The 19,311-nt window shown below is 57.0% G+C and carries 21 protein-coding genes; 10 read left to right on the forward strand and 11 right to left on the reverse strand.

Translation table 11 applies throughout. The features are described from left to right. Positions 1-47 precede the first annotated feature (47 nt). The 5 genes from ACR0ID_RS03685 (at position 48) to infC (ending at position 4,515) form a co-directional block, all read left to right on the forward strand. Positions 48-1,712, forward strand: coding sequence for a nitrite/sulfite reductase (locus tag ACR0ID_RS03685; protein WP_480603790.1), 1,665 nt, complete (start codon positions 48-50; stop codon positions 1,710-1,712). Continuing rightward, on the forward strand, positions 1,702-2,463 hold the full coding sequence (locus ACR0ID_RS03690; RefSeq protein WP_480553372.1) for a phosphoadenylyl-sulfate reductase: 762 nt from the start codon (positions 1,702-1,704) through the stop codon (positions 2,461-2,463). Before ACR0ID_RS03685 ends, ACR0ID_RS03690 begins: the two co-directional genes overlap by 11 nt. Then, positions 2,460-2,867 carry a DUF934 domain-containing protein gene (locus ACR0ID_RS03695; protein ID WP_480472503.1) on the forward strand — a complete coding sequence of 136 codons (408 nt, stop codon included), beginning with the start codon at positions 2,460-2,462 and terminating at the stop codon, positions 2,865-2,867. Before ACR0ID_RS03690 ends, ACR0ID_RS03695 begins: the two co-directional genes overlap by 4 nt. Positions 2,868-2,974: 107 nt before the next feature. Further along, positions 2,975-3,808, forward strand: a complete 834-nt coding sequence (locus ACR0ID_RS03700) for a ferredoxin--NADP reductase (protein WP_209504075.1) — start codon at positions 2,975-2,977, stop codon at positions 3,806-3,808. Positions 3,809-4,053: 245 nt separating this feature from the next. Further along, entirely contained in the window at positions 4,054-4,515 is a 462-nt protein-coding gene (gene infC, locus ACR0ID_RS03705; RefSeq protein WP_480481680.1) for a translation initiation factor IF-3, read from the forward strand. A gap of 58 nt (positions 4,516-4,573) precedes the next feature. On the opposite strand, the gene ACR0ID_RS03710 is transcribed toward infC, so the two are convergent. From ACR0ID_RS03710 to ACR0ID_RS03720, 3 genes are all read right to left on the reverse strand, one after another. Then, positions 4,574-4,960, reverse strand: a complete 387-nt coding sequence (locus ACR0ID_RS03710) for a hypothetical protein (RefSeq protein WP_480603794.1) — start codon at positions 4,958-4,960, stop codon at positions 4,574-4,576. Between the two features lie 79 nt (positions 4,961-5,039). Continuing rightward, entirely contained in the window at positions 5,040-6,356 is a 1,317-nt protein-coding gene (locus ACR0ID_RS03715) for an aspartate aminotransferase family protein (RefSeq protein WP_480603796.1), read from the reverse strand. Further along, positions 6,353-7,126, reverse strand: a complete 774-nt coding sequence (locus ACR0ID_RS03720; protein ID WP_480603797.1) for a beta-keto acid cleavage family enzyme — start codon at positions 7,124-7,126, stop codon at positions 6,353-6,355. Before ACR0ID_RS03720 ends, ACR0ID_RS03715 begins: the two co-directional genes overlap by 4 nt. Before the next feature lie 71 nt (positions 7,127-7,197). Between ACR0ID_RS03720 and ACR0ID_RS03725 the strand changes: the two genes are divergently transcribed. Then, positions 7,198-8,112, forward strand: coding sequence for a MurR/RpiR family transcriptional regulator (locus ACR0ID_RS03725; RefSeq protein ID WP_480603799.1), 915 nt, complete (start codon positions 7,198-7,200; stop codon positions 8,110-8,112). 64 nt (positions 8,113-8,176) lie between these two features. Here the strand turns inward: ACR0ID_RS03725 and ACR0ID_RS03730 are convergent, their stop codons facing one another. Both ACR0ID_RS03730 and ACR0ID_RS03735 read right to left on the reverse strand, forming a co-directional pair. Beyond that, positions 8,177-9,178, reverse strand: coding sequence for a molybdopterin-binding protein (locus tag ACR0ID_RS03730; RefSeq protein ID WP_480603802.1), 1,002 nt, complete (start codon positions 9,176-9,178; stop codon positions 8,177-8,179). After that, positions 9,175-10,143 (reverse strand): XdhC family protein, encoded by a 969-nt coding sequence (locus tag ACR0ID_RS03735; RefSeq protein WP_480516848.1) that lies wholly within the window; start codon positions 10,141-10,143, stop codon positions 9,175-9,177. Before ACR0ID_RS03735 ends, ACR0ID_RS03730 begins: the two co-directional genes overlap by 4 nt. 224 nt (positions 10,144-10,367) lie before the next feature. Between ACR0ID_RS03735 and ACR0ID_RS03740 the strand changes: the two genes are divergently transcribed. Then, positions 10,368-10,874 (forward strand): hypothetical protein, encoded by a 507-nt coding sequence (locus tag ACR0ID_RS03740; protein WP_480472487.1) that lies wholly within the window; start codon positions 10,368-10,370, stop codon positions 10,872-10,874. 4 nt (positions 10,875-10,878) lie between these two features. Here the strand turns inward: ACR0ID_RS03740 and ACR0ID_RS03745 are convergent, their stop codons facing one another. Both ACR0ID_RS03745 and ACR0ID_RS03750 read right to left on the reverse strand, forming a co-directional pair. Further along, positions 10,879-12,138 (reverse strand): vWA domain-containing protein, encoded by a 1,260-nt coding sequence (locus tag ACR0ID_RS03745; protein ID WP_480553363.1) that lies wholly within the window; start codon positions 12,136-12,138, stop codon positions 10,879-10,881. Between the two features lie 58 nt (positions 12,139-12,196). Beyond that, positions 12,197-13,105, reverse strand: a complete 909-nt coding sequence (locus tag ACR0ID_RS03750) for an AAA family ATPase (protein ID WP_480603806.1) — start codon at positions 13,103-13,105, stop codon at positions 12,197-12,199. Positions 13,106-13,268: 163 nt separating this feature from the next. On the opposite strand from ACR0ID_RS03750, the gene pyrC reads away from it, so the two are divergent. After that, positions 13,269-14,306 carry a dihydroorotase gene (gene pyrC, locus ACR0ID_RS03755; protein ID WP_480603809.1) on the forward strand — a complete coding sequence of 346 codons (1,038 nt, stop codon included), beginning with the start codon at positions 13,269-13,271 and terminating at the stop codon, positions 14,304-14,306. Here the strand turns inward: pyrC and ACR0ID_RS03760 are convergent. Beyond that, positions 14,303-15,595, reverse strand: coding sequence for an MmgE/PrpD family protein (locus ACR0ID_RS03760; RefSeq protein WP_480603812.1), 1,293 nt, complete (start codon positions 15,593-15,595; stop codon positions 14,303-14,305). The two genes, pyrC and ACR0ID_RS03760, sit on opposite strands and share 4 nt — an antisense overlap. 37 nt (positions 15,596-15,632) lie before the next feature. Beyond that, entirely contained in the window at positions 15,633-16,079 is a 447-nt protein-coding gene (locus ACR0ID_RS03765) for a type II toxin-antitoxin system RatA family toxin (protein ID WP_480553360.1), read from the reverse strand. Between the two features lie 72 nt (positions 16,080-16,151). Between ACR0ID_RS03765 and hpt the strand changes: the two genes are divergently transcribed. Further along, a complete protein-coding gene (hpt, locus tag ACR0ID_RS03770) occupies positions 16,152-16,694 on the forward strand; it encodes a hypoxanthine phosphoribosyltransferase (RefSeq protein WP_480516838.1) in 543 nt (180 codons plus the stop codon). A 120-nt stretch (positions 16,695-16,814) separates the two neighbouring features. Next, positions 16,815-17,171, forward strand: coding sequence for a hypothetical protein (locus tag ACR0ID_RS03775; protein WP_480553359.1), 357 nt, complete (start codon positions 16,815-16,817; stop codon positions 17,169-17,171). Between the two features lie 11 nt (positions 17,172-17,182). On the opposite strand, the gene ACR0ID_RS03780 is transcribed toward ACR0ID_RS03775, so the two are convergent. Both ACR0ID_RS03780 and lipA read right to left on the reverse strand, forming a co-directional pair. After that, positions 17,183-18,334: an amidohydrolase gene (locus ACR0ID_RS03780; protein WP_480603816.1), complete on the reverse strand. Its 1,152-nt coding sequence runs from the start codon at positions 18,332-18,334 to the stop codon at positions 17,183-17,185. Then, positions 18,331-19,281, reverse strand: coding sequence for a lipoyl synthase (gene lipA / locus ACR0ID_RS03785; RefSeq protein ID WP_480472469.1), 951 nt, complete (start codon positions 19,279-19,281; stop codon positions 18,331-18,333). The genes ACR0ID_RS03780 and lipA overlap by 4 nt, the downstream gene beginning before the upstream one ends. Positions 19,282-19,311 lie beyond the last annotated feature (30 nt).

A 19,311-nucleotide genomic window follows, 5' to 3' on the forward strand; every position in this document is an offset into this window, starting at 1 on the left:
CCCTTCAAGGCCCCTAGGTTCGGGGCTGCAAACAAGGACAGCTAGACATGTATCGCTACTCCGAGTTCGACACAGCATTTTTGGCAGAACGTAACGCGCAGTTCCGCGCCCAGGTCGAGCGTCGCATTGACGGCTCGTTGACCGAAGACGAATTCAAGCCGCTGCGCCTGATGAATGGGCTGTACCTGCAACTGCACGCCTACATGCTGCGCGTCGCCATTCCCTATGGCACGCTGAACAGTGCGCAGATGCGTCAACTGGCGCTGCTGGCCGAGAAGTGGGACAAAGGCTATGGCCATTTCACCACGCGTCAGAACATCCAGTACAACTGGCCAAAGCTGAGCGACGTGCCGGATATGCTGGACGCGCTGGCCGAGGTTGGCATGCACGCCATACAGACCTCGGGCAACACCATTCGCAACGTGACCGCCGACCACTTTGCTGGTGCCGCCGCGGATGAGGTCGCTGATCCCCGCCCTTACGCCGAATTGCTGCGCCAGTGGTCGACCGACCACCCGGAATTCCAGTTTATGCCGCGCAAATTCAAGATCGCCATCACTGGTAGTGAAAACGACCGCGCCGTGATCAAGGCGCATGACATCGGCCTGCAACTGGTTGAGCGTGACGGCGTTCTTGGCGCGCGCGTCATTGTTGGTGGTGGCCTTGGCCGTACGCCCATGATCGGCAAGGAACTGTCCGAGTTCGTCGCCTTTGACGACCTGCTGGCCTATCTGGAAGCCACCGTTTCCGTATGGAACCAGATTGGTCGCCGCGACAACAAGTACAAAGCACGTATTAAGATCACCGTGCACGAGCATGGCATCGACGCTATCCGCGCCAAGGTTAACGAACGCTTCCTGAAGGTCCGCCCGCAGTTCAAAGGCGCGGACATGAACCTGCTGGAAGAGATCAAGGGCCACTTTGCACCGCCTGCCTTCCGCCAAGCTTCGATCGCGTCGTTTGAAAGCTCCTATACCAACGATCCGGTTTTCCGCTCGTGGGTCGATACCAACATCGCGCCGCACAAGGACGCGGACCATGCGATTGTCACGATCTCGATCAAGAAGCATGGGGCAACGCCGGGCGATGCAACTGCCGAGCAAATGCGCGTGATGGCCGATCTGGCCGAAGAGTTCGCCTATGACGAGCTGCGCATCAGCCACGAGCAGAACGTGATCCTGCCGCATGTCCATAAATCGGACCTGCCCGCGATCCACGCCAAGCTGAAGGAATACGAACTGGCAACCGCCAATATCGGTCTGATCAGCGATATCATCGCCTGCCCCGGCATGGATTATTGCGCGCTGGCGACGGCGCGTTCGATCCCGGTTGCTCAGGAAATTGCGACGCGGTTCGAGGACCTGAAGCTCGAGCATGACATCGGCCACCTGAAGATCAAGATCTCAGGCTGCATCAACGCCTGCGGTCACCACCATGTCGGCCATATCGGCATTCTGGGTCTGGACCGCGCAGGCGTGGAAAACTACCAGATCACTTTGGGTGGCGATGCGACCGAAACTGCGGCAATTGGTGATCGCACCGGTCCGGGCTTTGCCTATGACGAAATCGTTCCTGCCGTTGAGCGCATTGTCGACACCTATCTGAACCAGCGTGCAAGCGCAGAGGAGACATTCCTGGAAACATATCGCCGGGTGGGCATGGCGCCGTTCAAAGACGCCCTCTACCCCGAGGCCCGAGCAAATGCCGCTTGACCTGATCCAGACGGAACTGGGCCGGGACAGACGCGAACTGACTGAACGTGTCGAAGACCTGAATGCCCGGTTCCGGCACCACAGCGCTCATGATGTCATGCATGGGGCAATTGAAGAGATCGATGAGCTTGCTCTGGTCTCGAGCTTTGGTGCGGAATCTGTCGTTCTTTTGCACATGGCGGCGGTGGTGAACAAGGCAACGCCCGTTCTTTTCGTGGACACGCAAATGCTGTTCACCGAAACGCTGGAGTACCAGCAGGAGGTGAGCGAGCGTCTAGGGCTTACCAACATTCGCATCATCCGGGCCGAGGATGCAGAAGTTGAGCGCGAAGACCCATACGGTGCGTTGCGCCTGCGCGACACGGACGCGTGCTGCAACCTGCGCAAGACCTTCCCGCTGCAAAAAGCACTGGTGGGGTTCGATGGCTGGATAACCGGACGCAAGCGATTCCAGGCCGGCACGCGCGCCGCACTGGAATTCTTCGAGGTCGAGGATGGTACAGGCCGGATCAAGGTCAACCCGCTCGCCCATTGGGCGCCCGAGGATGTGCGGGCCTATATGGAAGAAAACAACCTGCCCCGGCACCCGCTGGTGGCCAAAGGATACCCTTCGATCGGCTGTGCGCCCTGCACCTCGCCGGTCAAAGAGGGCGAAGACCCCCGCGCCGGACGCTGGCGCGACCAGAATAAGGAAGAATGCGGCATCCATTTTGTCGATGGCAAGATGATGCGCGTCGGAGAGAAAACATGAACGTAATCGTAACGGATGAGGGCTTTTCGCCCGATGACTGGACCGACGGCTTTGTCACTTTGGATGACGCCGCCAATGACGTGGTCGCGCTGGACGTGAGCTCGGAGACAGACCCGGACGAACTGTATGACCGGTTGGGCGGCACCAGGCTGGTTCGGGTAGACTTCCCCTCCTTCGCAGATGGTCGCGGCTTTACCATCGCCCGCACATTGCGCCTGAAGGGCTACAAAGGCCGGTTGCGCGCCAAAGGGCATGTGCTTGCCGATCAATACGCCATGGCGCGCCGCAGCGGCTTTGACGAAGTCGAGATCGACGGAGAACTGGCAGACCGCCAACCCGAAGATCAGTGGCTGGCCCGCGCGAACTGGAAAGAGAATAACTATCAGGCCCGCCTGCGCGGCTAATCCCGCACTTGCCAGCTTGTGACGCAAAGGGGGCAATCTGTCCCCTTTTCCTGACTTGGATCAAAGATTAAACGGAGATGTCGGTTTAGCAGACCGGCAGGTAAACGATGACAGAGATGAAGCCCGTGAGCGAAGCAACCGCAGTAAAAGTCCCCGTCCTTCCGGACGCGCAAACCGTAACCGACGTCAAACACTGGACCGACAGCCTGTTTTCTTTCAAGGTGTCGCGCCCGGCCTCGTTGCGGTTCCGCTCGGGCGAATTTGTGATGATTGGTCTGCTGGGTGACAACGGCAAGCCGTTGCTGCGCGCCTATTCCATCGCCTCGCCCTCGTGGGATGAAGAGCTGGAGTTTTATTCGATCAAAGTTCAGAACGGCCCGCTGACGTCGAAATTGCAACATATCAAACCGGGTGATCAGATCATCTTGCGTCCCAAACCGGTTGGCACATTGGTGCATGACGCCCTGCTGCCCGGCAAACGCCTGTGGTTTTTTGCAACCGGCACCGGCTTTGCACCTTTTGCCTCGCTGCTGCGTGAACCACAGACCTATGAGGATTATGACGAGGTCATCATCACCCACACCTGCCGCGAAGTGGCAGAGCTGGAATATGGCCGTCAGCTGATCGACAGCATTCGTCAGGACGAACTGTTGGCCGAACTGATCGGTGAAGGATTTGCCGACAAGATCCGCTATTACCCGACCACCACACGGGAGGAGAGCCCCAAGATGGGCCGCATCACCACCCTTCTTCAGGATGGCACCGTATTTTCCGATCTGGGTATTGATGGCGGCATCAAGCCTGAAACCGACCGTGCAATGGTCTGCGGTTCGCTGGCTTTCAACCTGGATATTAAAGAAATTCTCGAGGGGTTTGGTTTGCGTGAAGGCGCCAACTCGGAACCCAAGGAGTTCGTGATCGAAAAAGCCTTTGTCGGCTAAAGCAACCCTGCGTTCAGGGCTTTGCCGCCCTGAACGCGAAAAACACCGGCAGAAAACAAGTTTTTTCGCATTACCCTGTATTTATGCCGCTTGAAGTGCGGTCTCGCCCGGTTTAAATTCCGGGCTCGAAATTCTGCAATCATCAAAGGAATGAACCCATAGCTCGCAGACCTCACAACGCGCCGCCTCAACGTGAAACCGGCCCGCGCGTAAATGAAAGAATCCGTGCCCCCGAAATTCGGCTGATTGGTGCCGAAGGTGAAAACGTCGGGGTGGTTCATCCCGCCAAAGCCATGCAGATGGCCGCAGATGCAGGTCTTGATCTGGTCGAAATCTCGCCTAATGCGAACCCACCGGTCTGCAAGATCATGGATTTCGGCAAGTACAAGTACGAAACGCAAAAACGCGAAAACGAAGCGCGCAAAAAACAAAAAGTCATCGAAGTGAAAGAGGTCAAATTCCGACCGAACACCGATACGCATGACTATGACGTCAAAATGAAGAACGTCTTTAAGTTTCTGGAAAAGGGCGACAAAGTCAAAGTCACCCTGCGCTTTCGTGGCCGAGAAATGGCACACCAGAACCTGGGTCGCGAATTGCTGGAGCGTGTGGCCGAAGACATCAAAGAGGTCGGCAAGATCGAGAACATGCCGAAGATGGAAGGCCGTCAGATGGTCATGATGATCGGTCCGCTTCCGCATAAGTAATCTGCTTCAAAGACCAAAACGATCAAAGCCCCTTCGCTGCCGAAGGGGCTTTTTTTGTTCAGGTCGCGCGTCTGCTTCGTAACCAGTTGACCGCATCCCTGAAATCGAAAAGCAGGGAAATTACGTCAACGATCAGAAGCACCCAAAGAAACTTGGCAAAGGCAGTGCTCAGGGTCGCATCGGAAAACAACAAAAGCGCCACTACGACAACCAGTGGAACCCAGCACAGAATGTGCGGCAAAGCCATCGCGCCGCTCATCCCGCGCACAACCGCCATGACGGGTATGTTCAGCGCCATGCCGGTAATCGCTAGAACAGCGATGAGCATCCCTTGTGGCTGATCCAGGAAAGCAAGCGGAACCAGATTAACCGGCACCAATATTACGGCCACCCAGATCTGCACCCAAAGGGGAAGTGCACGGAAACTGCGCCAAATATCCAGCACTATTGATTTCGCCTTTTCAGATACTTCTCCCGCGACATTAACAAATAAGCTGCGGGCGAACAGTGCGCTCACGGTAATGTCAAAGCACAGCAGAAAGGGCGCGTTCCAGTTTGCTGACGAGCTCGCCTATCTGTTCCTCTTCAATAATAAAGGGCGGCGCCAGCAGGACATGATCGCCGTTCCGGCCATCCCGCGTGCCAGCCATAGGATAGCAAATCAACCCATCGGCCAGTGCTGCCTTTTTCACCTTACCTGCGATGCCACGTGATGGATCAAAAGGGGCCTTGCTGTCGCGGTCAGCGACCAGTTCAACACCACGGAACAACCCGCGCCCACGGATATCTCCCACGTTCGGGTGCTGTCCGAATGCTGCCTCAAGGGCAGATTGCAGTTTGTTGCCCATGACCCCGGCACGCGCTGGTAAATCCCGTTCGGTCAACTCACGGACTACCGCCAATGCGGCGGCTGTGGCGACCGGATGACCAACATAGGTGTGTCCATGCTGGAAAAACCCTGATCCGTCGCGGATCGCGTTATAGATTTTGCCGGTACACAGCATGGCTCCAATCGGTTGATATCCAGCCCCCAACCCCTTGGCGATACACAAAATATCCGGCGCGATGTCGTCATGATCGCAGGCAAACAGGTGACCGGTTCGGCCCATACCGCACATCACCTCATCCAAAATCAGCAACACACCATAGTGGTCGCAGATCTCGCGAATACGCTTGAAGTACCCTTCAACCGCAGGGACTGCGCCAAGGGTGGCCCCAACCACTGGTTCGGCCATAAATGCCATGACAGTATCAGGGCCCAGCCGCAGGATTTCGGATTCCAGCTCATTGGCCACACGCTGACCATAGTCAAAGCTGCTCTCGTCTTCCGGTTTTTCGGCATATTCGTAGCAGGCAGAGATATGCGTCATCTCGATCAGCATCGGGGCGAATTGTGCCCGTCTCCATGCGTTACCCCCTGCGGACAAAGCCCCCAAAGTGTTGCCGTGATAGCTTTGCTTTCGCGCGATAACGTGACGCCGTTCAGGCTGACCAATTTCAAGGAAATACTGGCGCGCCAGCTTGATCGCCGCTTCGGTCGCCTCGGACCCGCCCGAAACAAAATACACCCGGTCCAGATCCCCCGGCGCGTACCGGATCAACAATTCGGCCAAAGCCTCAGCCGGTTTTGATGTCATGAACCCTGTATGCGCAAAGGCAATCTGTTCCACCTGCTGCTGTACCGCTTGGATCACGGCCTGGTTCGAATGGCCCAGACAAGATACCGCCGCATCACCGCAATCCAGGTAACGCTTGCCCTTTGCGTCGATCAGATAACAGCCATCGCCGCCGACCGCGACAGGAAGGTCCGATTTCGTGTGACGTGGGAAAACATGACTCATTTCTGTGCCCTTCCAAGCAATTCGACTAATGCTGCAACCGAGGCCGCGTTATCTGCCCAAGGCCTGCCATCCGGCCCCGTCAGACTGTTTTCAAACCCAACCCGCACGTCACCACCGCGTCGCGCAGCCTCAGCCAGACAGGCATGTTCTTGCGTTCCAAAGGCGCACACCATCCAACGGGCCGGGCATTCTGGAAAGGCGTCGAGATCGGCAGGCACAGATTGCTGGCCATCGCTGTATCGCCCCAGAACAAGCAAACGATCTGTCTGATCCGCCTGTACGATGCCCAAAGCGAGCCACTGTTCCAGTAAACGTGCGTCCTCAGTATCGTACAAGATATGCTGAACCCGTGTGCCCTGATCCGCACATAGTGCATAGACCCTGGGCGCAAGGTTTAGATCGCGGGCGATTTCACGCACCGAGATCGATGCCCATTCAGGTCGCACCTTTTGCAAACAGTCCAGTTGCGATGCCACGTCGAACTGCCCGGCAGCTTCGGTCGTGATCTGTAGCTCCATTTTTGGAACCTCGCGCTGCAATTCCGCAAGCGTTTCCCGGTACAATCCGGCGTCCAGTGAATGCCGTCCGTCTGCATCCCGAATATGCAGATGCAACCCATCCGCACCTGCGGCATGGCAATCCCGCGCAGATATGACGATCTGATCAACCCTGAGTGGCAAGGCGGGATGATCCAACGCGTTCCGCCGGGCACCGTTTGGCGCAACTAGAACGTAGGGCCTGTCCGAGCTGTCAGTTGTTATTGATGTCATAGCACCACCCAAATCTTTGCCCTCAGTTAGATTCGCTGGATGACGTTTTCAATTTACACAAAAGAAAACATATGTTTCTTTTTGGTATGACACCCACCCTTACAGCCTTGACCAGCCAAATCCGACGCGAGATCGACGGAATGCCAGCGCAGATGCAAGTCGCGGCGAAATATATCATCGACCATCCCGGTGATTTCGGCCTGAACCCGGTCCGAGCGACAGCCGACCGGATCGGCATCAGCACCAGTGTTCTTGTTCGACTGGCGCAGCGTATGGGTTTCGACAGTTTTGACGCCTTTCGCCACCCATTTCGCCTTGCTCTCACAACCGACAGTGAAGACAGGATTGGTCAGGAATGGTTAACCACGTCACCCAGACAAGACCCTTTCAATGACGCACAGGCCAGATTTGCGCGCAATGAGATGAATGTTGTGTCCCGATCCCTGCGCCTGATGGAGCCGCAATTGGCCAAGCGTGCCGTTGAATACATGGTGTCTGCACGTCGTTGTTATGTGACCGCCACAAGGTCCAGTCATGCGCTGGCCTATTATTTTCACTACGCCGGCCGCATGGCCCATCCCGGATTACAGCTGATACCAAGACACATGGGCTCGGCTGTCGATGACCTGGTCGAGGCCACGTCCGAGGATTGTTTGTTTGCCATCACCGTCCATCCCTATTCCGCAGATACGATCCATTCAATGCGTTTTGCCCGCGACCGGGCCATGAAGATTGTGTTGCTGTCGGATAGCGAGGTGATTGCACCCGGCGTCAACCCGGATGTCGTTCTGCCCGTCAGCACCCGCACTTTACATCCGTTTTCTAGCTTTTCTGGCGCGATGGCGGTTCTGGAATGCCTGCTCGGACATCTCTTTGATGCAGGAGGAGACGCCGCACGGGATAGGGTCGAACAGTTTCAAAAAGCCCGGGAGGACACCGGCGCGTATTGGCGGCCCGGCGTATTGCCAAGGATGAGAAAACCCTAGAATATCAATAATACATTGGCCGCAAGTACGGTGTGATACGCCATATCGCGGACCTTGGCGGCGGTCAGTCGTTTCTTTTCGCCCGCGGCTGAGGTCTGGTCGGGATTTCCTTCAACAATCCGCCAACCCCCATTCCGGCAATATCGGCGCCTGTTGTTTCAATCCCGCATGCGACACGCGACAGCACCCAATCCGCCCCATTCAACGCCGGAGAGCGCGCGCATCCCGGCAAGCCGATCACAGGTCGGCCCTGCAAGTCCCCAAGAAACAGCAGGTTTCCCGGATCAACCGGCATACCAAAGCGATCAATCGTCCCGCCAGCCAGCCGAACGGCCGACGGTGCGACATCGTTGGGATCCGAGGTGGCCGATCCCGTCAATATCATCAGAAGATCGCCTTTCCCCATAGAAATCGCGCTGGTCAAGGAATCTGTTCGATGCGGAACAATCTGCACCTCCGCAAGCTCCATTCCCAATGCCTCGACCCGTCCCCGAATGGCCGCAATCCCCTTTTCGTTCGGTGGACCACCGGGAATTTCCGTTACAACAAGACCGGCTGTCCGATGAACAGGCCGCGCCAGACGCACAGCTCCTTGTGCCAGCCCGGCGGCGCGCTGAACATCAGCCTCTGGCACGGCATATGAGATGACCTTAATGGTCGCCACCATGCCGTTCGCACCCATTTGCTGGTACTGCGGAACGGTCGCAACGGTAATCATTGGATTGACCAGATTGAACAATTCAAGTGCACGAACATCGAGCACGGCAACCCCAGGCCCGTCGGCCAAAAGGTTTACCCGCCCGGTAAATGCCTCGGTAACCCGCAAGTTGGCTGATGCCGGATCAGGTGCCAGCGCAGACGCCAGCTTACGTGCCGCCTGATCTTCGTGGCAATCGCCGGAATCCAGTCGGGCAACAATGACCTCGCTTAGACCAGCCTTTTCCAGTTGCGCCACATGTTCCGAGCGCAATTCAAGCCCCTTGCGAAGCTTTCGCCCATCCGCTGTAACCGAATGCGCCAGAATGGCCCCCTCTGCCTGGGACACCGGCACAGGCCCAAATTTCATGCTTTCCCTCGCAGAACTGCAGTGATCTGCGCCAGTATCGCAACCGCGATTTCCGAGGGACCGGCGGCCCCGATATCCAGGCCAATGGGCCCATGAATGCCAGAGATTTGCGCATCGGTAAAACCCGCCGCTTTCATACGCTCAATGCGCTTGGCATGGGTGCGTGTTGACCCCAATGCACCGATATAGAACACATCGGCGGCCAACGCGGCTTGTAGCGCCGGATCGTCAAGTTTTGGGTCATGTGTCAGCAGGACAATAGCGGTCCGCGCGTCCAGTCCCAGCTTCGCAACGGCTTCATCCGGCCAATCCGTCAGGATCGTTTCACCGGGAAAACGTGCTCTGGACGCAAAGGCGTCACGCGGGTCGATAATGGTTGGATCATAGCCCGCAATCCGCGCCATCGGCACCAGAGCCTGCGCGATGTGAACCGCCCCAACGACCAGCAACCTCAGCGGTGGGTTATGTACTGCGACAAAGGTCTGGCCATCCTCTTCGAACCCTGACCGATCCATACGCAGCCTGTCGGCATAAGCATTGCGGCGCAACGCCCTGCGCCCGGTCTCGACATTGACTTCGTAGGCAACGGGCTCACGAGCGGCCCGAGCGGCAACCAGTTCCGCCAACATAGATTCGGGCAGGACTTCTCCTATGGGTTCGACAAGAATGCGTATAGTCCCCCCACAGGCCAAACCAACCGCGAAAGCATCGTCGTCACTGATCCCGAATTCAAGCAAACGCGCTTCGCCTTCATCAATGGCTTCAAGCGCCTCGACGATAACAGCACCTTCGACACATCCACCAGAAACGGAACCTTCTATCCGACCATCGCCACCAATCACCAATTGGGATCCCACCCGCCGCGGTGCACTGCCCCAGGTTTCGACAACTGTAGCGAGCGCCGCGCCGCGCCCGCTGCGGTGCCAGTCAAGCGCCGTTTCAGGACTGTTGTCGAATCGTTCCATCGGAACCTCCGGATGACCTATGACACCAACATAAGCGGGAATTGCGTGATGAAAAGCGCATCAGGCTTACCAAAAGGTCTATATTGAACCCCATAAGGCAACGCCATTGCCCGAGCCATATTCAACAAATCATAGCATTGATTGTTTGTGACCCGAGTTCTAGCCTGTGCAGGCAACCGACTTCAGGTCTGGCTTGCATACCATACAAATCATAGATCGGAGACATGCAGTTGAAACGTATTCTTGCATTGGGCGCGGCAGTTGGTCTTTTGACTTCAACCGCAGCGTGGGCTGACACATTCCAACGCTATGGAGAGGTTGAAGGCTGGAAAGTCTTCATCGACACTGAAAAGAAATCCTGCCTGATCGAGGCGGTGGATGATGCGGAAAACGTCGTTCAGATGGGCCTGACCGAAGATCGTGGCGTGGGATATGTCGGCATCTTCACCAAGGCTGAAACCGATATCAAACGTGGCGAGACGCAAGAAGTCGCCATCCTGCTGGGCGACAACATATATCTGGGTGAAGCGACCGGCATGAAAGGTAACATCACCAAAGGCTATTCCGGTGGTTATGTTCTGTCGGACAGCCCACAGTTCGCGGATGATCTGGCCAAGAAGAAGGTCATGATCGTGTTTCCCGAGACATCCTACGCCTTCACCGTCGATCTGACAGGCACTTACAAAGCCATGGAGATGGCCCGCAAGTGCAATGAAGAACAGCTGTCGTAAGCTGCTAGTCGGAAAGCGCGGCCATCAGCCGTGCTTTCTGCCCCTCATCGTCGGGTTGTGAAATCGCTGCGGCCAAGTCTTCGAGTGAGGCAATCGAATGCCCTGCGCGAAAACTGTCAACATGCGGTAGCATCGCGGCAACCCCTTGCGCCCTGGGCGCGAACCCGTCCCAACGCAACAAGGGATTCAACCAGATCAGGCGTTTTGAGGACAGGTGCAGACGCTCGATCTCTTTCCTGAGGAGCTCGGGATCACCCCGCTCGAGCCCGTCTGTGATCAACAGAACAACCGCCCCCTGCCCCATCACCCGGCGTGACCAGTCCCTATTGAATTGATGCAGGCACTCTCCGATACGCGTGCCGCCCTCCCAATCCTGCGCCTCGGCCCCTGCTGCGGCAAGTGCCGCGTCTACATCCCGTTGGTGCAGGTGGCGCGTTATGTTGGTGAGGCGTGTGCCGAATGTGAAGGCATGGACCTTGGCCCAACCCGCTCCCTTGGCGTTGGACACTGAATGCAGGAAATGCAGGATGATCCGACTGTACTGGCTCATCGAGCCGGAAATATCGCAAAGTGCGACAAGATTTGGCCAGCGTAGTTTGGGCTGTAGCCTGGCAATTTCGCGCAACTCACCCCCTTGCCGCATGGCCGCGCGCAATGTGCGGGCACGGTCGATGCGGTGCCCCAAATGACTTGTCTGCCCGCGGCGTGATTCAATTGGCTTTACCGGCAGTGTCATCCGCGCCAATACGCGCTTGGCCTGCGCGATTTCGGCCGTGCTCATCTGCTCGAAGTCCAGATTGCGCAGCCGTTCCTCGGATGAGGCGGTCTGGGTCGCGTCGATTTCGATCTCGGTTTCGCCTTCCTCTTGCCCGGCAGCGTCCGGCAAATCACGCTCAACCCCGTCCAGCAGTGCCTCAGCCGCGCGCTTTTCACCGGCGTCGGCCTTGCGCTCCTCCTGAACGCCCCGAATTGCAGGAAGCATCATCGCCATCATGTGTTCCATGTAACGCGGGTCTCGCCAGTACATTCGGAAGACTTGCGCAAAAATCACGCGGTGTTCCGGGCGGTTCACGAAACAGGCGTGTAAGGTCCAGTAGAAATCCTGTTTCTCGGAAAAACCTGCCGCCTGCACGGCACGAATAGCGTCGATCACGCGACCGGGTCCGATTGGCAGCCCAGCCTTTCTGAGTGCGCGGGCAAAATGGGTGATGTTGTGCGCCAGCTTTGGGTTGTCGGGTATATCCAGCGGAAGTTGTTCGGCCATCAGACGTTACGGGGGCTCTGCCCCCATACCCCCGGAGTATTTGGAAAAAGATGAAACATCAGACCGGTTCGAGCGTGGCCTTGGCCTCGTCGAGGATGCGTTTTGCCTCGGACCCCTGAAGTTTTTGAATGTCGTCCTGATATTTCAGGATTGCACCCAGCGTATCCCCGATCACCTCGGGGCTGAGGTTCATCACATCCAGCGCCAACAGGCATTTCGCCCAGTCAATGGTCTCAGCCACGCCGGGTTTCTTGAACAAATCCTCGGTGCGCAAACGCTGAACAAAGGCTACAACCTCGCGACTGAGTGATTCCGCAGCTTCAGGCGCACGGGCGTGCAGGATTTCGATCTCACGCTCGAAGTCGGGGTAATCTACCCAATGATAGAGGCAACGGCGCTTGAGAGCATCATGCACTTCCCGCGTCCGGTTCGAGGTGACAATCACGATGGGTGGTTCAGGTGCTTTTATAGTGCCAAGTTCGGGGATGGTGACCTGAAAGTCACTGAGCGCTTCGAGCAGAAACGCTTCAAACGGTTCATCGGTCCGGTCCAATTCGTCAATCAGCAGAACTGGCGCTCCGTTTTCGTCCGGGCGCATCGCCTGCAACAAGGGGCGTTCGATCAGGTATTCGTCCGAGAACAGTTCAGTCTGCAACGCGCCCCGGTCGGCCCCACCCGCGGCCTCGGCCGTTCGGATCGCGACCATCTGCGCCGGAAAGTTCCATTCGTAAACGGCAGAGGACGCATCCAGCCCTTCGTAGCACTGCAACCGGATCAGGCGCCGGTTCAACCCGGATGCCAGAGCCTTGGCGATCTCGGTCTTTCCAACCCCTGCTTCGCCTTCCAGGAACAACGGGCGTCCAAGCTTCAGCGACAGGAACACAACCGTCGCAAGGGCGCGACCGCAGACATAGCCCTGACGACCCAGCATCTGCTGCACGGCATCGATGGAATCTGGCTGTGTCATGGAACCCCTCTCTGCTTTAGGGATAAACAGGTCATGCAAGTGTCTGGGCGTCAAGGCCTCAACCTTGGACAGAGCTACGACGTTCAGGTCGGTTGACAAGATTTTTTTTGTGCCTTGCGCGGACGCAGTTGGTCTTTCGCAACAGCTATGCTAGCGGAAGGCCATGACCGACACCCTTACGCTCCGCCGCCCCGACGACTGGCATCTGCATCTGCGCGATGGCGCGATGCTACAGGCCGTCCTGCCCGAAACCGCGCGCCATTTCGCGCGTGCGATCATTATGCCGAACCTTGTACCGCCGGTTGTGCGCGGCGATCAGGCCGCCGCCTATCGAGACCGCATTATGGCGGCTCTGCCCGATGGTATGACGTTCGAGCCGTTGATGACCCTGTATCTGACCGAAGATACAGATGCCGCAGATGTCGCAGCGGCCCATGCCAGCGGTCTGATCAAAGCCGTCAAGCTGTATCCTGCCGGGGCTACCACCAACTCCGCCTCGGGTGTGCGCGACTTCGACAAAGTGCGCCCGGTGCTTGAGAAGATGGCCGAAATCGGCCTGCCCATGTGTGTGCATGGCGAGGTGACGGATTCCGAGATTGACATATTTGACCGCGAAGCCGTGTTCATCGACCGTGTTCTGGATCCGATCCGCAGATCGACTCCGGGCCTGCGTGTTGTGATGGAACATATCACCACGTCCAATGGTGTGGATTATGTCAAAGCCAACGCGGTTGATCTGGGTGCAACGATCACGGCGCATCACTTGATTATCAACCGCAACCATATCCTGGTTGGTGGCATCAAACCGCATTACTATTGCCTTCCTGTTGCCAAGCGCGAGGAACACCGTCTGGCCCTGCTATCCGCCGCAACATCGGGCGATGCGCGGTTTTTTCTGGGCACGGACAGTGCCCCGCACACGGATGCAAACAAGGAAATGGCTTGTGGCTGTGCGGGCTGTTTTACGGCGACCAACACCATGTCTCTGGTGGCTGAAATGTTTGACCGGGAAGGTGCATTGGAAAAGCTGGAAGGCTTCGTGTCGCTCAACGGGCCGGGTTTCTATCGCTTACCGGTGAACCAGGATATGATTACCCTGACCAAGGGTGAGCCCGTTTCGTATCCCTCAAAGATTGAAACAGGCGATGGACCAGTGACTGTGTTTGACCCGGGCTTTCCGTTGCACTGGTGCGTGGCTTAACCCGCCATACGTTCGGCCAGATCGCGGGCACGTCCCCCGGTGCGCAGCATCGACCAGATCGTGTCCGCCTCATCCGCACCGATCAGCTTGGTCGCTTTGTCGCGCACGCGATCCTCACGGTCCGACAACGACATTGGGTTCAGCAGATCATGCGTCGCTTCGCGGCGAATGCCATCTCGACGCAGCAGGGACAGATGCGCCTGCGTTTCTGACAGGCTGTCATCTGCCTCGACCGTGATGCGGTTGCGCAAAGACGTTATACGCGGGTCGACGCAGACCTTGTCGGTGAAACTACCTGGCAAAGCCGTATCATATCCCAGCGCCTGCATCGCGATCACTGTCCGATAGGAAAACTTGGCCCCCAGTCCGGTTGTCGGTGACAGTTGATTGCACACACTCATCCAGCGCGGATGAGTCTTAATCTGGATCTCGGCGACCTCTGGCTCCGCTATGTCCAACTCCCGCGCGGCTTCCAGAGCGGCGTGAAGACCGTGGCAACAGGCGTGAAACTTGTGGCTGACCGTTTCAAACAGCCATTCATCGCCCAACCCATCCAGAGCTGTTTGATCCGCTGCACCTTGATGCGTTGCCCCAAATCCATAAGGACCCTCCAGCGCGTCGGCGTTGGCCTGAAAACCGCGCTGTACCAGCAAGGCCGTCTCGACCCCTGCTGAAGCGGCAAGTCCGGCGTTATACGGCTTGCCCATGGTTCCGAACTGCGCCTTCAGCCCCGCCGCACGCGTCGCCGTCAGACCCAGAACCATTCGCATCTGGTTTGCGTCAAAACCCAGCAAACGGCCAACAGCGACTGCCGCCCCAAAGGCACCGGATGTCGCCGTCTGGTGAAACCCTGCCTGATAGTGACCGCGCCCCAGCCACAAGCCAATTCGGATTGAGGTTTCCATACCCACCAAAGCGGCTTCGAGAAAGTCGACAAGAATACGGTCATCCCATTCGGCCACCGCAAGGGCTGCAGGCAAAATGGCGACGGAAGGATGCCCGATATGGGCGAAATGCGTGTCATCGTAATCCAGCGCGTGAGACACCGTGCCATTCACCAACGCCGCACCACGTAGCGGCGCCGGGCCGCCGCCAAAGAGATGCGACTGAGGGTTCCCGCCCTCGGAAAGTATCATGTCGCGAACCGTGGTTGAGACGGGTTCGCGCGCGCCTGCCCGGCCCACAGCGACCCAGTCAAGAACAGATAGCGATGTGACGATTCGCGCCTGAGACGACGTAGAAATCGGCCCTGCCGCAAAAGCGGCCAATGATACTGTAAATTCCGTCATGCGCGTAGTCTAGCGTGCGCCTGACAAGGGTAAAGACCTAGCTGTAGAGTTCTTGCGCGCGCGCCTCGAACGCGCGCACGATCCGATGCATGGCTTCGTTGAAAACCACACCGATAATCCCTTGCAGGATGGCGTTCTTGAATTCGAAATCCACATGGAACGAGACGTTGCAGCCCCCATCAGGCGCGTCCTCGAACTGCCAGTCGGATTTCATGTATTTGAAGGGGCCGTCCAGGTATTCGGTGTCGATTTTCTTTTGATCCGCAAACAGGGTTACCTTGCTGCCAAATCGTTCCCGGAAAACCTTGAACGAGATGATCAGATCAGCCTCCATCACCTCAGCCTCTTCCATCGCATAGGTCTTGCGAATGCGGGCAGCAGCGCACCACGGCAGAAATTGGGGGTACTTGGCCACATCGGCAACCAGGTCGTACATCTGCTGGGCTGTATACGGCAGGTGGCGGGTTTCCGAATGGATAGGCATGAGGTCCGGTATTTGCAGGTGACAATGGCGCGTCATGTCGTATGTTGCGCGCCAAAGATCAAGGGGGCTGCGATGACTGACCGCGCATATGTGATAGATGAGATGATCTCGGCAAAGGCCATCGCCGCTCGAATCGAGGAGCTGTGTCGCGACATTTCGGCAGAGTTCAAAGAAACAGACAAGCTGGTGGTCGTGGGTCTGCTGCGCGGCAGCTTTGTTTTCATCGCCGACCTTGTGCGCGAACTTGACCTTCCGATCGAGGTGGATTTCCTTGAAGCATCATCTTACGGAGACGCGATGGAAAGCAGCAGGGAAGTTCGCATTCTCAAAGACTTACGCGGCGCAATTGAAGGGCGCGACGTGCTGGTTGTCGAGGATATCGTTGACACAGGCCATACGTTGAACCATGTCACCAAGTTGCTGCAAAGCCGTAACCCCGCGCGCCTGAAATCCATTGCCTTGCTGGACAAGCCGAGCCGCCGCGAAGTGGATTTTCGATCAGACTGGATCGGTTTTGAGATACCCGACGAATTTGTCGTGGGTTATGGAATTGACTATGCTCAACGCAATCGCAACCTGCCCTATATTGGCAAAGTCCGCTTTACGGACGAATAGCCCGAGCGGGCCTTTTCCGGCCTCGTACTCAGACCCGATTAAAAATTCATTATTTAGAATATCAATGGACAACCATCGCCTCGTCGCTTTACCTTTCAGGTAGTCACAGGAGGATTTTTGATGAAGCGTCTTATCTCGATAGCGGGCGTCTTTTTGGTGATCGTCTCCCTTGCAAGCGCGTCATATGCAAAAGACAACAAGGGCAAAGGACAAGGTGCCAACAAAACCAAAGTAGAGAAATCCATTAAGTCAAACGGCAAGGCTGTTCCGCCCGGTCAAATCAAACGATACACCCGAGGTCAGAAATTACCGGACGACCTGCGTTTTGACTATGTTGACGACCTCGACAACTGGAAGCTCAAACCGCTGAAGCCGGGGCAACGGTATATTCGGGTCGACGACGAAATAATCTCGATATCAGATGATACGAAGACTGTAATAGAAGCTGTTGGAATCGTTGGCGATCTGATGAATTGAAAGCCTCGGTCCTAGCAGTCGCGGCCTAACACAGCTTCGATGGCCCTCAGAAATATCCCGGTCCCAATCGGAATAAGCGCATCCGGGAAATCATAGTCCGGGTTGTGCAACTGGGGTTGGTCACTTCCCGACCCCAACCAGAACATGGCGGTTTTCGCGCTTTTTCCAAACTGGCCGAAATCTTCTGAAAACCGCTGTGGCTGATCGACCAATCTGCAAAAAACGCCCTGCTCCGTGCAGGCCTTGGACAGGATCGAAACTGCTTCCGGGTGATTGGCACAAGCCTCAAACACTTCGTCATAACTGATTTCGACCGCCAGCCCTTCGGCTTTGGCCGTTTCGTGGACCAACGATTCAGCGTCGCTGATCAGCTGCGCCATTCGCGCGTCCGTGACTGTGCGAAGCGTCACCCACAGCTCGGCCTGCCCCGGTGCTACTCCGACCGCGCGCTCACCCAACGTGGCATGTGTGACGGTGGTCAATGCGTAGTCGTCATTCAGATCCCCTCCGCCACCTAACGCGGTCAAAGCCGGCATCAGACTTGCCAGCGCACTGGCAGGTGACACCCCATCTTGCGGAGCAGCGGCATGCGACGTCTTTCCAGTCAAAACAATCTGCATCCCGCGTGAGGCACAGTTAGAAGGACCGTCACAAATTTCGACCGCGCCCAACTCCAGTCCTGGTAAGTTGTGCAAAGACAGTACGAGGTCGGGCGCAACCCCGGCGAACTGGGGATCAGCCCGGAAAGCGATTGCACCATGGCCGGTCTCTTCTGCTGGCTGGAAGATCAATACGACGCGGCCCTTCTTGGGGCGGTGATGTTTCAACCCGTCTGCTACGCCCAGAACCATAGTCATATGCCCGTCGTGGCCGCATAAATGACCTTTGCCCGCGACCTGTGATACATAGGAATGGTCCGCCAACTCCTGGATCGGCAACCCATCCAGTTCGCAGCGAATGCCCAGGGTGGGACCAGGTTGGCCACTTTCGAAAACGGCGGCAATCCCGTGCCCACCTATTCCGGTCAGGACATGGTCAGCGCCTGCGTCGCGCAGAAGTTCAGCCAACCGTGCTGCGGTACTCTCTTCCTGTCCCGAAAGTTCAGGTTGTTGATGCAGCTCGTGGCGCAGATAGGTCAGTCGCGCGATCTGATCAGGTGTCACGCGTGTTGCAGCTTTTCTAGACGCGCCGCGCGCAGCCGGGCAAAATCATCACCAGCGTGATAGGAAGACCGGGTCAACGGCGACGCAGATACCATCAGAAAGCCTTTGCCGTAAGCTGCCTTTTCGTATGACGCGAACTCGTCGGGTGTCACGAAACGATCAACACCGTGGTGTTTCGGTGTTGGTTGCAGATACTGGCCAATCGTCAGAAAATCGATATCCGCCGCGCGCATGTCATCCATGACCTGACGCACCTGCTGTTCGTTTTCGCCAAGCCCAACCATGATGCCAGACTTGGTAAAGATCGACGGATCAAGTTCTTTCACCCGCTGCAAAAGACGCAGTGAATGGAAGTACCGCGCGCCGGGGCGAACCTCGGGGTACAAACCCGGTACGGTTTCCAGATTATGATTGAAAACGTCCGGCTTTGCCTGAACCACAATTTCCAGAACGTCAGCATCGCATTTCAGAAAATCGGGCGTCAGAATCTCGATCGTGGTTTTGGGAGAGCGGTGCCGCACCGCGCGGATGGTCTGAGCAAAATGCTCGGCACCGCCATCACTCAGATCATCCCGATCAACGGAGGTGATAACCACATGGTTCAGGCCAAGTTTTTCGACCGCATGTGCCACCCGGCCGGGTTCAAAGGCGTCAAGGTCGTCTGGGCGGCCAGTAGCGATATTGCAGAATGTGCAGCCACGGGTACAGATCTCGCCCATGATCATCATGGTGGCGTGGCCCTGGCTCCAGCATTCGCCGACATTGGGGCATCCCGCCTCTTCGCAGACTGTGACCAGATTATTGTCGCGCATGATCCGGCGCGTATCTGCATAACCTTTGCCGCCGGGTGCCTTGACCCTGATCCAGTTCGGTTTCTTGGGCTGCGCATTATCCGGGCGGTGCGCTTTTTCCGGATGGCGCTGTTCGGGGATCTTCAGATCTCGCACGGGCAATATTCCTGACTTTAGGTCAATCTT

This window comes from Ruegeria sp. AL2, assembly GCF_056540845.1.

Bases quoted from the DNA above. Each gene is read 5' to 3' on its own strand.
- ACR0ID_RS03750 (WP_480603806.1), bottom strand. From the start codon at position 13,105: ATGACACAGCCAGATTCCATCGATGCCGTGCAGCAGATGCTGGGTCGT.
- ACR0ID_RS03685 (WP_480603790.1), top strand. From the start codon at position 48: ATGTATCGCTACTCCGAGTTCGACACAGCATTTTTGGCAGAACGTAAC.
- ACR0ID_RS03745 (WP_480553363.1), bottom strand. From the start codon at position 12,138: ATGGCCGAACAACTTCCGCTGGATATACCCGACAACCCAAAGCTGGCG.
- ACR0ID_RS03725 (WP_480603799.1), top strand. From the start codon at position 7,198: ATGTTTCTTTTTGGTATGACACCCACCCTTACAGCCTTGACCAGCCAA.
- ACR0ID_RS03735 (WP_480516848.1), bottom strand. From the start codon at position 10,143: ATGGAACGATTCGACAACAGTCCTGAAACGGCGCTTGACTGGCACCGC.
- ACR0ID_RS03740 (WP_480472487.1), top strand. From the start codon at position 10,368: ATGCAGTTGAAACGTATTCTTGCATTGGGCGCGGCAGTTGGTCTTTTG.
- ACR0ID_RS03775 (WP_480553359.1), top strand. From the start codon at position 16,815: ATGAAGCGTCTTATCTCGATAGCGGGCGTCTTTTTGGTGATCGTCTCC.
- ACR0ID_RS03765 (WP_480553360.1), bottom strand. From the start codon at position 16,079: ATGCCTATCCATTCGGAAACCCGCCACCTGCCGTATACAGCCCAGCAG.
- ACR0ID_RS03690 (WP_480553372.1), top strand. From the start codon at position 1,702: ATGCCGCTTGACCTGATCCAGACGGAACTGGGCCGGGACAGACGCGAA.
- pyrC (WP_480603809.1), top strand. From the start codon at position 13,269: ATGACCGACACCCTTACGCTCCGCCGCCCCGACGACTGGCATCTGCAT.
- ACR0ID_RS03695 (WP_480472503.1), top strand. From the start codon at position 2,460: ATGAACGTAATCGTAACGGATGAGGGCTTTTCGCCCGATGACTGGACC.
- ACR0ID_RS03760 (WP_480603812.1), bottom strand. From the start codon at position 15,595: ATGACGGAATTTACAGTATCATTGGCCGCTTTTGCGGCAGGGCCGATT.
- ACR0ID_RS03715 (WP_480603796.1), bottom strand. From the start codon at position 6,356: ATGAGTCATGTTTTCCCACGTCACACGAAATCGGACCTTCCTGTCGCG.
- ACR0ID_RS03730 (WP_480603802.1), bottom strand. From the start codon at position 9,178: ATGAAATTTGGGCCTGTGCCGGTGTCCCAGGCAGAGGGGGCCATTCTG.
- ACR0ID_RS03720 (WP_480603797.1), bottom strand. From the start codon at position 7,126: ATGACATCAATAACAACTGACAGCTCGGACAGGCCCTACGTTCTAGTT.
- ACR0ID_RS03700 (WP_209504075.1), top strand. From the start codon at position 2,975: ATGACAGAGATGAAGCCCGTGAGCGAAGCAACCGCAGTAAAAGTCCCC.
- hpt (WP_480516838.1), top strand. From the start codon at position 16,152: ATGACTGACCGCGCATATGTGATAGATGAGATGATCTCGGCAAAGGCC.